Consider the following 13,729-nt stretch of genomic DNA (forward strand, 5'->3'; position numbering starts at 1 on the left):
ACATGGCCGTCATCGACCAGTTTCAACCGCTAGATCGAGAGCGGGAGCTTAAGCTGCACCCAACTCACGTTGTGGGCCACTATGGCGTGTTCAGGCGCGATGGGCGCTCGTTCTTGCAGATCGATACACTTGGATCAGCAGATAGAGCGAAAGCGAACAGCCAGAGCCAAACTTTCCAACTGACTTCTGAAAGCGCAAAGGCGCTTTGGGAGATCCTGGGTCGCGAGTTCAACCTCTCAGCTTAGGCTGGTCCCGGCCGGCAGGGCAAAGCCGCGTAGCATCTCGTCGGCCGATTGCGCCGCCTTGCCTTCGCGCTGAACGCGGATCAGACGCACGGCGCCGTCGCCGCAGGCCACCGTCAGGGCGTCGTCCAGCACGGTTCCGGGCGCGCCCGATCCGTCCGCCAAGGCCGACAGCAGCACCTTGATCCGCACGCGGCCAGCCTCTGACGGGGCCTCGAACCAGGCGCCGGGGAAGGGCGACAGGCCGCGGATGTGGGCGTCCACCTCGGCGGCGGGGCGGCTCCAGTCGATCCTAGCCTCGGCCGGGGTTATCTTCTTGGCGTAGGTCGGCTCTCCGACCTGTTCGGACGGCGTGACCCCGCCCCGGTCGATGGCGGCCAGCGCGCGGGGCCACAGGCCCGCGCCGACATGGGCCATCCGTTCGGACAGGCTAGCGGCCGTGTCGTCGGGCAGAATGTCCATCAGTTCGCTGAGCACGATGGGGCCTTCGTCAAGACCCAGGCTCATCTGCATGATCTGGACGCCGGTCTGTTTGTCGCCAGCCATGATGGCCCGCTGGATCGGGGCGGCCCCGCGCCAGCGCGGCAACAGCGAGCCATGCAGGTTCAGGCAGCCCAGGCGTGGCGCCTCCAGCACCTCGGTCTTCAGGATCTGGCCGTAGGCGACGACGCAGGCCGCATCGAGATCCAGGCTTCTGAAGGTGTCGATCGCTTCGGCGTCCTTCAGGCTTTCGGGCGTGAAGACCGGCAGGCCCATGGTCTCGGCGAAGGCGTGAACGGGCGACGGCGTCAGCTTCTGGCCCCGGCCCTTGGGGCGTGGCGGCTGCGAATAGACGGCGACGATCTCGTGACCCGAAGCGATCAGCTCGGCCAGGGAGGGCACGGCGAAGTCGGGAGTTCCCATGAAGGCAAGGCGCATGGGCACGCCTTTAGAGCATGATCGTTTCGGACGGAACCGCAATGCGGTTCAGGCCGGAGCGTGAATCATGCTCTCCAGGAAAGTGGTTTAGGCCGCCTACTGCCAGCGGGTGAAGACGCCGCCGCCCTCGTCCCATTCGCCGCCCGCGTCCAGGGCGTCGTCGAAATCGAGCAGACGGTCGAGCAGAAGGCCCGCGACAACGCCCAGCAAGGCCACACCGGCCAGGGTGGCGACGCCGGCGACGCCGACCTTCTGGCTGCGCGTCAGGCGACGACGGCCCGAGGAGTCGATGATCAGCGAGCGGCCGCGCGGGATGGACGGCGCGATACGACGTGCGGCGCGTTCTATACGTTCGGGGCGGACGATCTTGGTCATCAGGCGGCGATCCTGTCGCGGGCGGCCTTCTTGACCTTGGTCACGGCGCGGTCCCGCTTGAGACGCGACAGATGGTCGATGAAGAGCACGCCGTTAAGGTGGTCCATCTCGTGCTGAATGCAGACGGCGTAGAGACCCTCGGCCTCTTCCTCCACCGACTGACCGTCACGGTTCAGATAGCGAATGCGGACGCGGGCCGGGCGTTCCACCTTGTCGAAATACTCGGGGATCGACAGGCAGCCCTCTTCGTAGGTGTAGAGCTCGTCCGAGGTCCACAGGATTTCCGGGTTGGCGAAGAAACGCGGGTTCTTGCGCGCCTCGGCGTTCTCGGCCGCCTCTTCCTCGGTCTCGCAGACCACGCCGTCCTTGTCGCCCAGGTCCATGACGATCACCCGGTCCAGAGCGCCGATCTGCACGGCGGCCAGGCCGATGCCCGGCGCGTCGTACATCGTGTCCAGCATATCATCCATCAGGGCGCGGACGGCGTCGTCCACGGCCGCGACGGGCTTGGATACCTGCTTCAGGATCGCCAGGTCGGCGGCGTTGTCGATGGTGAGGATGCGTCGAATGGCCATGGCCGGGACGTAGGCCCGCCCCGGCGCAAGGTCAAGATTTGCGCCCCTTGCCGCGCTTTACGCCTTGCCGGGCAGAGGGCGAGGTTTGCGGTTCTCGTCGATGGCCACATAGGTGAAGACGCCCTGGGTCACGCGCACCGACGCGGCCTGGGGCTGGCCCCGCGCTCGCTTCCACGCCTCGACCTGGACGCGGATGGATGTGCGGCCCGAGCCGATGACATGGGCGTAGATGCTGACCTCGTCGCCGACCGAGACGGGCTGGTGAAAAACCATGCCGTCCAGGGCCACGGTGGCGCAGCGCCCGCAGGCCAGTTCGAACGCCGGGGTCGCGCCCGCGAGGTCCATCTGGGCCAGCAGCCAGCCGCCGAAGATGTCGCCCTCGGGGTTGGTGTCTGCGGGCATGGCGATGATCCGACCGACGGGCTGGAATTCGGGAGGCTGTTCGGGGGCGTCGGACATGGAGGGGCCTGCAGTTCGGGGAGGCGGGCTCTCTAGCGCGGCTTCGGCGGCTTGTCGCCCTTGAGCGCCTTTGGACGTGCGGGCTCTGGGACGGACAGGGTCAGACGGGAAGTGCGAAAAGCCTGCGCATCGCGCAAGGCGCGCCAAGCGGCGCCTAGCTCCAGGACGGTCAGCAGATGATCTTGGGTGAGGACGGTGCGTCGAGACGCCCGCAAGGTCGCGACATCAGCCATGAGACGCGAAGCGGCCTGAACATCTTCACGGCCCGAACGCGCGCCCAAATCCTCCAGCCGGGCGAAGCGCCAGCCCTGTTCGGGCGGATAGCGCAGGGCCAAGGCGAAGCGTTCTGACGGCTCGATCTGGCGGGCGATGAAAATCCAGTCCGCCGTGTCGGGATCGCGGCGATAGTGGCCCGGCTGAGTGGGAAGGCCGGCCTGGGCGTAGATTTCCAGCGCCCCGGCTTCGATTTCCGCCAAGGCCAGGCTCAGGGCGTCGGGTTCTTCCGGCTCAAGCTCGGTCGGCCGCTCGAACGGGTTTGTCGTGTCCTCGGCGGGCGCAGCCGGGGACTTGCGTGAAAACAGTCCCGAAAGCAGCGTCCGCCGTCTGGCCATGACGTCAGTTGTTGAGCGTGCTGGTCACCGACACGTCATAGATGACGCGGGTCAGGCTCTGAACGACCTCGAAGAACTTGCGCATCTCGGCGGCGCCGGCCAGGGGCACATAGATCACGTCCTCGGGCATGACCTCCATGTTGGTGGCGGCGAAGACATTGGCGGCGTCGCTGAAGTCCAGCTCGTAGACGACCGGCACGCCGCGCGGCGTGGCGGGCTGGTTGATGCCCAGCGCCTGGGCCACCTCGGGACGTTCGAAGCGGAAGATCAGAACGCGGCGTGCATTGGCCGTAGCGGTGTTGAGACCGCCGACCTTTGACAGGGCGCCGGTCAGGGTCACGGGACCGGCCGGCATATCGACCTGCGCGACGGCGTTCAGACCGCCAAAGGTCGAGAAACGGCGGGGCTTGTACTGAACATTGACCACGTCGCCGCGCTGCAGACGCACGTTCTCGCTGAACTCGGTCGTCACCGCCGACAGGGGCGCGGTGTACGTGCGGCCCTCGCGTTGGATCGAGATGGTCAGGTCGTCAGTTGAGCGGGCCGAGCCGCCCGCCGCCGCGATCACGTCCAGGATGCGGTCGCTGTTGACGCCCAGCGGCGCACGACCGGGCTGGCGCACGTCGCCCAGGACGTTGACCGTGTTGGAGGCGTTGTCGGCGATGGACACCAGAACCTGCGGATTAGCGACCTTGCCGACCAGTGCGCGCCGGATCGCCGCCGCCGCCTGGGTGGAGGTCAGACCCTGAACGCGAACCTGCCCGCCGAAGGGAATGGTCACTGAGCCGGATCGATCGACCGTCGCTCCCGGCAGCGCCTGGTTGCCGCCAGACAAAGTCGCGGCTTTCGAACCCGATGTCGAACCTGATCCCAGGGCTCCGCCGAACAGCGACCCCGAGGGATCGAAGATCGAAATAGCCAGACTGTCGCCTTCGCCAATTACGTCAGCGGGTTGGTCGCTCGATCCTGCAGCCAAGCTGCCGAAGAACTGCGGCGGAACCTGCTTCATTCGCTCGGTGGCTTCGAATGTCAGCGGCACCAGCGCATAGCTGCCCAGAGCCGAGGCGGTCGTGGCCCCGGCGTTGACAGAGGCGCCCGACGGCCCGTCGCGCGGCAGAGTGGAGCAGCCGCCGAGAATGGCGACAATGGCAAGCGGCAGAATGGTGCGCGTCATGAAGCTGGATAGCCTTTGTTCGCGGATTGATTACAAGCCTTTGACCGCGCTCGCCAGTGGCGAAACGGGCTTAAGGCCGATGGCGTCGGCGACGGTGCGGAAATGCTCAGACCAGGACGGGGCATGGTAGGGGGGCGACGGTATCGGCGCCGCCTTGGTCGCGCGCTCGACGGCGGTCAGCCAACCCAGGCCATCGAGCGGATCGATCAGTTCGGCGTTTGGCGTCAATTCGCGGTGGGGCGGGATGTCGGAGGCGATCAGCGACAGACCCATGGCGCAGGCCTCGACAGCCGGAAGGTCGAAGCCTTCGACGGACGACGGGGCAAGCACGGCGCGCGCGCCGCGCATCAACCGCGCCAGCATGACGTCGGACAGATTGGAGGCCTGGTGAACGACCCCTTGCAGATTGGGCGAGCGCTGCAGGTGGTCCAGCACCGCCTCGTTCTCCCAGCCATAGCGGCCAATCAGCACCAAGGACGGCGTCTGATCGCTCATCCGTTCTTCCAGTCGTCGCCATGCTGTCAGAAGCAGAGCCAGATTCTTGCGCGCCTCGATCGTGCCGACATGGACGAAATAGGGGCGGAGCGCCGTGATGGCGTCGCCGGCGACGAAGGCCGGCTCTAGCCCGAGGTGCGCGACGTGGACCGGCGGCAGTGGCAGGCCTTCGCGCTCGGCGAACGTCCGGAGTTCATCGCCGGTGTAGGCGGAGTTGACGATGATCCGGCTGGCCAGACGCAGGGTGTTTGATACTCGCGCATGGTGTTTGTCGCCGTCGCCGAGTCGGCAGAACTCAGGATGGGTGACGGGGATCAGATCGTGCAGCAGCACGACGCGCTCGATCCCTGCGGCTTTCAGATCTTCGAGCGCCGTCGGCTCATACAGGGTCGTGTGACCGACGGTCAGATATAGGTCCGCCGCCGGCAGCGGGGCGGCGTGGCGCAAACGGAAGAACTGCTTGAATACCCGCGTCTTGTCTGCGGGCTTTTCCTTAGCGGCGGCAGGAGGTGCGGATAACACCGAGGCGGCCGGCCGGCGTTCCGCGGTCAGGGCGGCGAGCAGCCGCTGTTCGTGGGCGAGATCGGCGGCCGTGCTGGCGGCGCCGTTCCACTTGGCGCGCAGGTCGGCCACGAAACGCCGGAACCAGCCGATCTCGACGGCGACCAGCCGGTTCTTTCGGCCACGCACTGGGATGGTCGTGACATCAGGCGAGGCCAACAGCCATTCGGCATAGGCCAGACACACCCGGTCCACACCCGTCGGCGCCGAGCGGTCGGCGCGGCTCATCAGCCGGCTGGCGTCGTAAAGAACACGCATGATCAGGCGACGTAACCCGCCTGCATCAGTTCGGCGATATGGACGATGGCCGTGGGTTTGCCGTCCTCGACCACGAACAGATTGGCGATCTTGTTGGCGGTCAACAGATCGACGACGTCGCTCATGCGCGCATCCGGATCCACGGTGATGGGGTTGGCGCCCATGATATCGGCCGCTGTCAGATGGGTGGTGTCGCGCTGGAAGGCCCGGCGCAGGTCGCCGTCGGTGACGATGCCTGCGAGCGCGCCATCCGCTTCGAGCACGGCCACCGCGCCCTTTCGACCTTCGGTGATCGCCGAGACCACGTCGCCGAAGCTGGCGTTCAACGGCACGCTGGCAGGTGCCGCAGCATTGTCGCCCATCCATTCGCGCACGCTCTGCAGGCTCATGCCCAGGGCGCCGCCGGGGTGGTGCAGGCCGAAGTCCATGGCCGTGAACTTGCGACGATCCATCAGCACCATGGCCAAGGCGTCGCCAAGGGCCAGGGTCATCAGGGTCGAGGTGGTGGGCGCCAAGCCGTTGGGGCAGGCCTCGGCGACCTTCGGCATGGTCAGGCAGACCGCCGCGTTGCGGCCCAGGAAGCTGGTCGGCCGCTGGGTGATGGCGATCACCGGGATGCCGTTGCGCTGGCAATAGATCAGGGGATCACGGAGCTCGCGACTCTCGCCCGAATTGGAAATGGCCAGCACCGTCACGTCGGGACGCAACATCCCCAGATCGCCGTGGCTCATTTCGGCGGGGTGAACGAAGAAGGCGTTGGTGCCGGTGGAGGCCAGGGTGGCGGCGATCTTGCCGCCGATATGGCCCGACTTGCCCATGCCGGTGACGACGACATAGCCCGGTCGGCTCATAATGACATCGACCGCGCGCGCCAGCGAAACGTCGATCGAGCGTTCCAAAGCCTCCAGCGCTTCGATGTTCAGTCGCATGACCTCGCGGGCGCGGTCGGTCATCACGGCGATGTCGTCGGGGGACGAGTGAGCGATCTCGGTCATTGTTTCCTGGCCCGCAACCGGGCTCTCCTTCTTTGACGAGCGCGATGCGCCATGAGTGCGTTTCGCGCGCCGCCTCCCTTTCAGACGACTTTGTCGGTTTCTGGTCAACCTTTGCCGCTCTGGCGCGTTACGCCGACCGGGGAACTAAAACAAAGAGTTTGATCGTCAATGCCGTCTCATGCCGGAGCCGCCTCGCTATTGCTCCCGACGCCGCCCGTCGTCGCCGACGGGATCGCCCTGTTCCTAGACATGGACGGCGTGCTGGCGCCGATGGCCCCAACGCCCGACGCTGTTGTGCCGACCGCGCGTCGTACGGCGGCGCTGAAGGCTGTCGAGACGCGACTTGCGGGCCGCGTCGCCATCGTCAGCGGCCGCACCCTCGCCGAGATCGACCGCATTTCCGATCATGCCCTTGTCTCGGGCTCGGGCGTGCATGGCCTGGAGCGGCGTCTGAAGGACGGCTCCATTGAACGCAAGACGCCCGACGCCGGCGTCGCCCAGGCGCTGGATGCGTTCGAAGAATTTGCCGCCGATCGCCCCGGCGTGATCGTCGAGGACAAGGGCGTCTCCGTCGGTCTGCACTATCGTCAGGCGCCGGATGAAGCCGGCGCCGCCAAGGGACTGGCCGCCGAGCTGCAGGCCGAAACGGGACTGACGCTCCAACCCGGTCATATGGTGCTGGAGCTGAAGACGCCCGGCGCCGATAAGGGCACGGCCGTCACGGCCTTTATGCAGGAGGCGCCGTTCAAGGGTGCGGTCCCGGTCATGCTGGGCGACGACCTGACCGACGAATACGGGTTCGAGGCTGCGTCGGCGCTGGGCGGATACGGCGTACTGGTCGGCCCCGAGCGCGAAACAGCGGCGCGTTACCGGCTGGACGATGTGGATGCTGTGCTCACCTGGCTTGAAGCCGTAGCGAAGGCCTGAACCGATGAAGCCCAATCTGGATCTGTTTCCCATCGGCAACTGCGGCGTCAGCGCCCTGATCGACCGTCAGGGGCGTTTCGTCTGGGCCTGCGCGCCGCGGGTGGACGGCGACCCGGTGTTTTCCGCCCTGATGGATGGCATGGCGCCCGAGCATGGCTTCTGGGCCATCGAGATGGAGGACGTGAAGTCGATCGATCAGGCCTATGTCCGCAACACGCCGGTTCTGCGCACGGTGATGACGGCCGAAGACGGATCGTCAGCCGAGATCATAGATTTCGCCCCGCGTCATCCGAAGCACTCGCGCACCTATCGGCCGCTGGCTTTCGCCCGCATCGTGCGGCCGCTGTCGGGCACGCCGCGCATCCGTGTGCGGTTGCGGCCATCGACGGACTGGGGCGCGCGCCGGGCGCCGCACACCTCCGGATCCAACCACATCCGCTATATGTGCGCCGACGTCACCTTCCGCCTGACGACCGATTGTCCCGTGTCGCATGTGCTGGAGGAGCGCGTGTTCCGGCTGGAGCGGTCGCACGCCTTCTTCCTGGGTCCGGACGAGGGCTACGACCAGGATGTCGGCCACGGCGTTCAGGGCGCGCTGGATCGCACGGTGGCCTATTGGCAGGACTGGGTGCGCAAACTCTATCTGCCGCTCGACTATCAGGAAGCTGTGATCCGCGCGGCGATCACGCTGAAGCTGTGCGCCTATGAAGAGACCGGCGCCATCGTCGCCGCCATGACGACGTCGGTGCCTGAGTTCAAGGAGAGCGGGCGCAACTGGGACTATCGCTACTGCTGGATCCGCGACGCCTATTACACGGTGCGGGCGCTGAACCGGTTGGGTGCGGTCGACATCCTCGAGAACTACCTCGTCTATCTGAGGAATCTGGTCGACGATTCCGCCGGCGGTCATGTCCAGCCGGTCTATGGCGTGGGTCTGGAGCCTGGAATCGGCGAGAGCATCATCGACAGCGTCGAGGGCTACCGCGGCATGAAGCCGGTGCGGATCGGCAATCAGGCGCACGAACATCTGCAACACGACGTCTACGGACAGATCGTGCTGCCTCTGGTTCAGGCCTTCTATGACGCACGGCTGCTGCGTCCCGGCACGCTGGAGGATTTCCACGCGCTGGAGGCGATCGGCGAGCGAGCCTTCGCCATGCACGATCAGACCGACGCGGGGCTGTGGGAGTTTCGCACCATTGCGAGGGTCCACACCTATTCGTCCGTCATGTGCTGGGCCGCCTGCGATCGTCTGGCCAAGGCGGCGGACCACCTGAACCTGCCGGATCGGGCCGCCTTCTGGCGTGAGCGCGCGCAGATCATCCGTCAGCGGATCGAAGCCGAGGCCTATCTGCCCGACGAGGGTCGATTCGCCGCCAGCTTCGGCGGCCGCGAGCTGGACGCCTCCCTGCTGCAGATGACCGACCTGGGCTTCCTGGAGGCGCACGATCCGCGTCAGGTCGCCACCTTCGACGCCATCGAGCGCGATCTGAAGAAGGGCAGCCACCTGTTCCGCTATGTGGAGCCGGACGACTTCGGCGAGCCGGAGACCGCCTTCAACTTCTGCACCTTCTGGTTCATCGAAGCCCTGCACCAGAACGGCCGCATCGAGGAAGCCCGCACCATCTTCCAGGAGATGCTGAGCCGGCGGACGGCTGCAGGGTTGTTGAGCGAGGACATCTCGATCGACGATGGCGAGCTGTGGGGCAACTATCCGCAGACCTATTCCCTGGTCGGCATCATCAATTGCGCCGTGCTGTTGAGCCGTTCCTGGACCGATGTGCGTTAATGTCTGGACCCCGGGGCTGGGGTCGCTGAGTGAAGTGAAGTCATGAGCCGCCTGATCGTTGTTTCGAACCGGGTTTCGGCCCCGACCGACCCCGCCGCCGGGTCTGCCGGCGGCCTGGCCATGGCCCTGTCCGCCGCCCTCAGAAAATACGACGGCCTGTGGTTCGGTTGGTCGGGCGAGCGGGTGGACCAGTACACCGGCGAGGTGAAGATCGAGGACCGGGCCGGCGTCACCGTAGGGCTTGTCGATCTGGAGGGGCAGGACGTTGACGAATACTACAACGGCTACGCCAACAAGACGCTGTGGCCGCTGTTCCACCACCGCATCGACTTGGCCCAGTACGAGCGGTCCTACGGCGAGGGCTATGAGCGGGTGAACCGGCGTTTCGCCGAAGCCCTGGCTCCGTTGATCCAGCCGGACGACATGATCTGGATCCACGACTATCACATGATCCCGATGGCGCGGGATCTGCGCCGACTGGGCGTGCGCAACCGGATCGGCTTCTTCCTGCATACGCCCTGGCCGGCGCGACAGTTGCTGGTGACCCTGCCGCATCACCGGCGGCTGGTGGAGTCGATGTTCGACTTCGACCTGATCGGTTTCCACACCCAGGAATGGAGCGATCTGTTCACCGACTATGTGGTGTCAGAGGCCCAGGGCGAACTGGACGGTGTCGGCGGGCTGGAGTGTTTCGGGCGCAAGGTCCAGACCGGCGTCTTCCCCATCGGCATCGACGTGGACGGCTTCCTGGCGGCGCGGAACTCCACCCTGGGGGCGCGAACCTATGACCGAATGGCGGCGTCTTCGGCCTTCCGCTCGATGATCGTGGGGGTGGACCGGCTGGACTATTCCAAGGGGCTGGAAGAGCGGCTGCTGGGTTACGAACAGTTCCTGCACGACAACGCCTCGATGCGGGGCGAGGTCTTCCTGTTGCAGGTCACGCCGATCTCGCGCGACGACGTGGACAGCTATCAGGACATTCGTTCGCGGCTGGACGCCCTGGCCGGACGGATCAACGGCGCCTTCGCCGACATGGATTGGCAGCCGATCCGGTATCTGAACCGCACCTATCGCCGGGATCAGCTGGCGGGCATCTATCGCGCGGCGCGGGTCGGTCTAGTGACGCCGCTGCGTGACGGCATGAACCTGGTGGCCAAGGAATATGTCTGCGCCCAGAACCCGGACGATCCCGGCGTTCTGATCTTGTCGCGCTTCGCCGGGGCGGCCGAACAGATGGGCGAGGCGCTGCTGGTCAATCCCTACAGTCGCGAAGAGCTGTCCGACGCCATCCAGAAGGCGCTGACCATGCCGCTGGCCGAGCGGATCCGAAAATGGGAAGCCCTGATGGATGTGGTGCGCGCCACCGATGTCGGCATCTGGCGCGATGATTTCGTGCGCGCCCTGCAAGCCGATGAATCGACCTCGCAACCGACGCAGTGGGCCGGCGCGGCCTGACGCCTAGCGTAGGTCGAAGGCCAGCATCAGGGTGCGCTGGGCCGGATTGAAGTTGTCGTCGGACAGGATGTAGAGGCGGGTCCTGCCGTTGCGCGTCTCTGCGGCGACCCCCTCGAAATTGTCTGTCGTGCCCGGCAGTTTCAGCTCGATCAACACCGGCCCCAGCGTTCCGTCGGGGGCCATGCGGCGCACGCGCGCGCGCATGTCGATGGGCACCCGATACAGGCGCTGGACCACGAACCATCCGGCGCCGGACGGATCGCGATCCAGACCGGTGATGCGGTATTCGCTGTCGGGGATGGGGGTTGCAGGCGGCGCGCTGACGACCGTGCATCTCGCCGCCGCGCAGTCCCAGACGCCGCCCGCCTCGGCAGAGACGCGCCAGCCGCCGGGCGACGTCGCCAGACCCTCCATCCCATCGTTCTCCGTGAAGGCGAAGTCGGGCGACCGCACCGGCGTCGGCTGGGTCTTCAGCGCCGACAATGGGCCGTAGTTCCAGATTCGGTGACGCCGCTCGAAACTGACGAGCAGATCGCCGGAGGGCGTGATGGCCAGGCCCTCGGCGTCGCCGTCCGACTTGTCGGAAATCGCGGCACCGTCCTGAAGCGTCAGCCGGCGCGAGCGGAAGTGGTCCAGGCCGACCAGCCGTCCCCGGGCGTCCAGGCGAATGTCGCCGCGCACCAGATCGCCGGTGTCCGATACCGTGACGAAACCGCCGTCGCCGGTCAGCTTCAGGTCCGACAGGCTGTGCAGCGGCGATGTCGGGGCCGCGCTGATCTGCAGGCCGCCGGCGAACGTCACGCCGTCGGCCAACTGCGTCCCGCCTGGCAGGCCCAGGCTGACGCTTCGCAGTTCCGCGACCTGGGGCGTCCAGCCGTCCGACGATAACGGATAGGGACGCGGCGCGCCCAGCGAGGCGGCGCAGGCCGACAGCGACAGGGCGATCCAGACACTGGCCAGCCGACCGAAACGGCTCATGCCGCCAGCTTTCGCCTGGTGCGACGGGTGGGACCGGCCGCGCCCTCGTTCTCGAACAGTTCGGCCAGCTTTTCGGTCATGGCCCCCGCCAGCTGTTCCACATCGACGATGGTCAGGGCCTTGCGATACCAGCGGGTCACGTCGTGGCCGATGCCAATCGCCAGCAGTTCGACCGGCGAGCGATCCTCGATCTCGGCGATCACCTGGCGCAGGTGCTTGTCCAGATAGAGGGCCGCATTCGCCGACTGGGTCGAATCGTCGACCGGCGAACCGTCGGAAATGACCATCAGGATGCGGCGCTGTTCGGTGCGGGCCAGCAGGCGGCCGTGGGCCCATTGCAGGGCCTCGCCGTCGATATTCTCCTTCAGCAGACCTTCGCGCATCATCAGGCCCAGGTTCTTCTTGGCCCGGCGCCATGGCGCGTCGGCGGCCTTGTAGATGATGTGGCGCAGGTCGTTCAGGCGGCCTGGATTTTGCGGCTTGCCGGCGGTGATCCAGGCTTCGCGGCTCTGTCCGCCCTTCCAGGCGCGGGTGGTGAAGCCCAGGATTTCGACCTTGACGCCGCACCGCTCCAGCGTCCGCGCCAGGATGTCGGCGCAGACCGCCGCCACCATGATCGGCCGCCCGCGCATCGAGCCGGAGTTGTCCAGCAGCAGGGTCACGACCGTATCGCGGAACGGGCTTTCGCTCTCGGCCTTGAACGACAGGGGGGCGGTCGGGTCGGTGACGATCCGGGTCAGCCGCGCCGTGTCCAGCATCCCCTCTTCCAGATCGAACACCCAGGAGCGGTTCTGCTGGGCCAGCAGGCGGCGTTGCAGCTTGTTGGCCAGGCGCGACACGACGCTGGACAGGATGGCCAGCTGGCCGTCCAGCAGGGCGCGCAGCCGGTCCAGCTCGACCGGGTCGCACAAGTCGGCGGCGTCCACCACCTCGTCGAAGGCGGTGGTGAATACGCGGTAGAAATCGACCGTTCGGCCGTCGTCGGCCGTCTGCTGACGGTTCGGCTGCTGACCTTCCTGCAACTCCGGGCCATCGTCGGCGCCTTCGCCGTCGGGATCGGCGGGCGCGCCTTCGGGGCGACTTTCGCGCTCTTGCTCGGAAGACTGATCGTCGGCGTCGCCCTCCATCGACTGGGAGCCTTCGCCGCCGTCCTGCTCTTCCTCCTCGTCCTGATTGTCGTCGGCCGCAGGGTCCTGGGGGTCCGGTTCCTCGTCGCCGGGATTTTCGGACGTGTCTTCGCCGCGTCCGTCGCCGGGGTCGAGGTCCAGCGCGCGCAGCACCTCGCGCATCTTCAGCGCGAAGCCCTCCTGATCGCCCGCCGTGCCGGCCAGGGCGTCCAACTTAGCCCCGGCCTTGGCTTCGATGTTGTCGCGGACCAGATCCAGCATGGCCCGGGCGCCGTCGGGGGCGGGGCGCCCGGTCAGCCGCTCGCGCACCAGAAGCGCCACGGCCTCGGACACGGGCACGCGGTCGGCGTCGTTGATGCGCAGGGCGCCGGTCTTTTCCAGCCGCGTGATCAGGGCGGCGCCCAGATTGTCGCGCACCCCGGCCAGATGTTCCGACCCGAACGCCTCGACCCGCGCCTGTTCGACCGCGTCGAACACCTCGGCCGCCTTGGCGTCCGCCGGCCGCATCCGGCTGTTCACCGCCGCATCGTGATTGGCCAGACGCAGCGCCAGCCGGTCGGCCTGGCCGCGCAGGGACGCGCTCTCGGGCCCGGACGGATCGCGCGGCGGATGGGGCAGGGTCAGGACGCCGTTCGACAGCTTGGGCCCGTCGGACCCGAACACCACCTCCAGCTCGGGCTGCTCCGCCAGCGCCCGCGCGGCATGACCCAGCGCGCGCTTGAAGGTTTCGGCGGGAGTATCCGGGGCGGCCATGGCCCTCAGTTAATCGCTTCGCGCCTGCGATAAAAGC

Annotated in this window: 14 protein-coding genes; 4 read left to right on the plus strand and 10 right to left on the minus strand. The window is 66.8% G+C overall.

Going from position 1 to position 13,729, the window contains the following annotated elements:
- Positions 1–2: 2 nt before the first annotated feature.
- A complete protein-coding gene (locus tag O2K97_RS03235) occupies positions 3–245 on the plus strand; it encodes a hypothetical protein (protein WP_269220425.1) in 243 nt (80 codons plus the stop codon).
- Here the strand turns inward: O2K97_RS03235 and fmt are convergent.
- The 8 genes from fmt to O2K97_RS03275 all read right to left on the minus strand — a co-directional run bounded on the left by fmt (position 237) and on the right by O2K97_RS03275 (position 6,663).
- Positions 237–1,160 carry a methionyl-tRNA formyltransferase gene (gene fmt / locus O2K97_RS03240; RefSeq protein WP_269220426.1) on the minus strand — a complete coding sequence of 308 codons (924 nt, stop codon included), beginning with the start codon at positions 1,158–1,160 and terminating at the stop codon, positions 237–239. The two genes, O2K97_RS03235 and fmt, sit on opposite strands and share 9 nt — an antisense overlap.
- A gap of 96 nt (positions 1,161–1,256) precedes the next feature.
- Positions 1,257–1,535, minus strand: a complete 279-nt coding sequence (locus O2K97_RS03245; protein ID WP_082854149.1) for a hypothetical protein — start codon at positions 1,533–1,535, stop codon at positions 1,257–1,259.
- On the minus strand, positions 1,535–2,110 hold the full coding sequence (gene def / locus O2K97_RS03250; RefSeq protein ID WP_269220427.1) for a peptide deformylase: 576 nt from the start codon (positions 2,108–2,110) through the stop codon (positions 1,535–1,537). The genes O2K97_RS03245 and def overlap by 1 nt, the downstream gene beginning before the upstream one ends.
- A 57-nt stretch (positions 2,111–2,167) precedes the next feature.
- Positions 2,168–2,569: an acyl-CoA thioesterase gene (locus O2K97_RS03255; RefSeq protein WP_269220428.1), complete on the minus strand. Its 402-nt coding sequence runs from the start codon at positions 2,567–2,569 to the stop codon at positions 2,168–2,170.
- Positions 2,570–2,601: 32 nt separating this feature from the next.
- Complete coding sequence (locus O2K97_RS03260) at positions 2,602–3,180, minus strand: hypothetical protein (protein WP_269220429.1); 579 nt, start codon at positions 3,178–3,180, stop codon at positions 2,602–2,604.
- A 4-nt stretch (positions 3,181–3,184) separates the two neighbouring features.
- Positions 3,185–4,354 (minus strand): polysaccharide biosynthesis/export family protein, encoded by a 1,170-nt coding sequence (locus tag O2K97_RS03265; RefSeq protein WP_269220430.1) that lies wholly within the window; start codon positions 4,352–4,354, stop codon positions 3,185–3,187.
- Positions 4,355–4,384: 30 nt separating this feature from the next.
- Positions 4,385–5,668 carry a glycosyltransferase family 4 protein gene (locus O2K97_RS03270; RefSeq protein ID WP_269220431.1) on the minus strand — a complete coding sequence of 428 codons (1,284 nt, stop codon included), beginning with the start codon at positions 5,666–5,668 and terminating at the stop codon, positions 4,385–4,387.
- A 2-nt stretch (positions 5,669–5,670) separates the two neighbouring features.
- Complete coding sequence (locus O2K97_RS03275) at positions 5,671–6,663, minus strand: KpsF/GutQ family sugar-phosphate isomerase (protein WP_269220432.1); 993 nt, start codon at positions 6,661–6,663, stop codon at positions 5,671–5,673.
- A gap of 168 nt (positions 6,664–6,831) precedes the next feature.
- Here O2K97_RS03275 and otsB point away from each other — a divergent pair, with 168 nt between their 5' ends.
- Genes otsB through O2K97_RS03290 form a run of 3 tightly spaced genes read left to right on the plus strand, consistent with a single transcriptional unit; the run spans position 6,832 to position 10,834 of the window.
- On the plus strand, positions 6,832–7,590 hold the full coding sequence (gene otsB / locus O2K97_RS03280; protein WP_269220433.1) for a trehalose-phosphatase: 759 nt from the start codon (positions 6,832–6,834) through the stop codon (positions 7,588–7,590).
- Between the two features lie 4 nt (positions 7,591–7,594).
- Positions 7,595–9,379, plus strand: coding sequence for a glycoside hydrolase family 15 protein (locus O2K97_RS03285; RefSeq protein WP_066628012.1), 1,785 nt, complete (start codon positions 7,595–7,597; stop codon positions 9,377–9,379).
- A gap of 42 nt (positions 9,380–9,421) precedes the next feature.
- Entirely contained in the window at positions 9,422–10,834 is a 1,413-nt protein-coding gene (locus O2K97_RS03290; protein WP_269220434.1) for an alpha,alpha-trehalose-phosphate synthase (UDP-forming), read from the plus strand.
- Positions 10,835–10,837: 3 nt separating this feature from the next.
- On the opposite strand, the gene O2K97_RS03295 is transcribed toward O2K97_RS03290, so the two are convergent.
- Together O2K97_RS03295 and cobT are read right to left on the minus strand one after the other, a co-directional pair.
- Positions 10,838–11,812, minus strand: coding sequence for an esterase-like activity of phytase family protein (locus O2K97_RS03295; RefSeq protein WP_269220435.1), 975 nt, complete (start codon positions 11,810–11,812; stop codon positions 10,838–10,840).
- Positions 11,809–13,692 (minus strand): cobaltochelatase subunit CobT, encoded by a 1,884-nt coding sequence (cobT, locus tag O2K97_RS03300; RefSeq protein ID WP_269220436.1) that lies wholly within the window; start codon positions 13,690–13,692, stop codon positions 11,809–11,811. Before cobT ends, O2K97_RS03295 begins: the two co-directional genes overlap by 4 nt.
- Positions 13,693–13,729 lie beyond the last annotated feature (37 nt).

Source organism: Brevundimonas vesicularis (assembly GCF_027105095.1).
GTDB classification, from domain to species: domain Bacteria; phylum Pseudomonadota; class Alphaproteobacteria; order Caulobacterales; family Caulobacteraceae; genus Brevundimonas; species Brevundimonas vesicularis_E.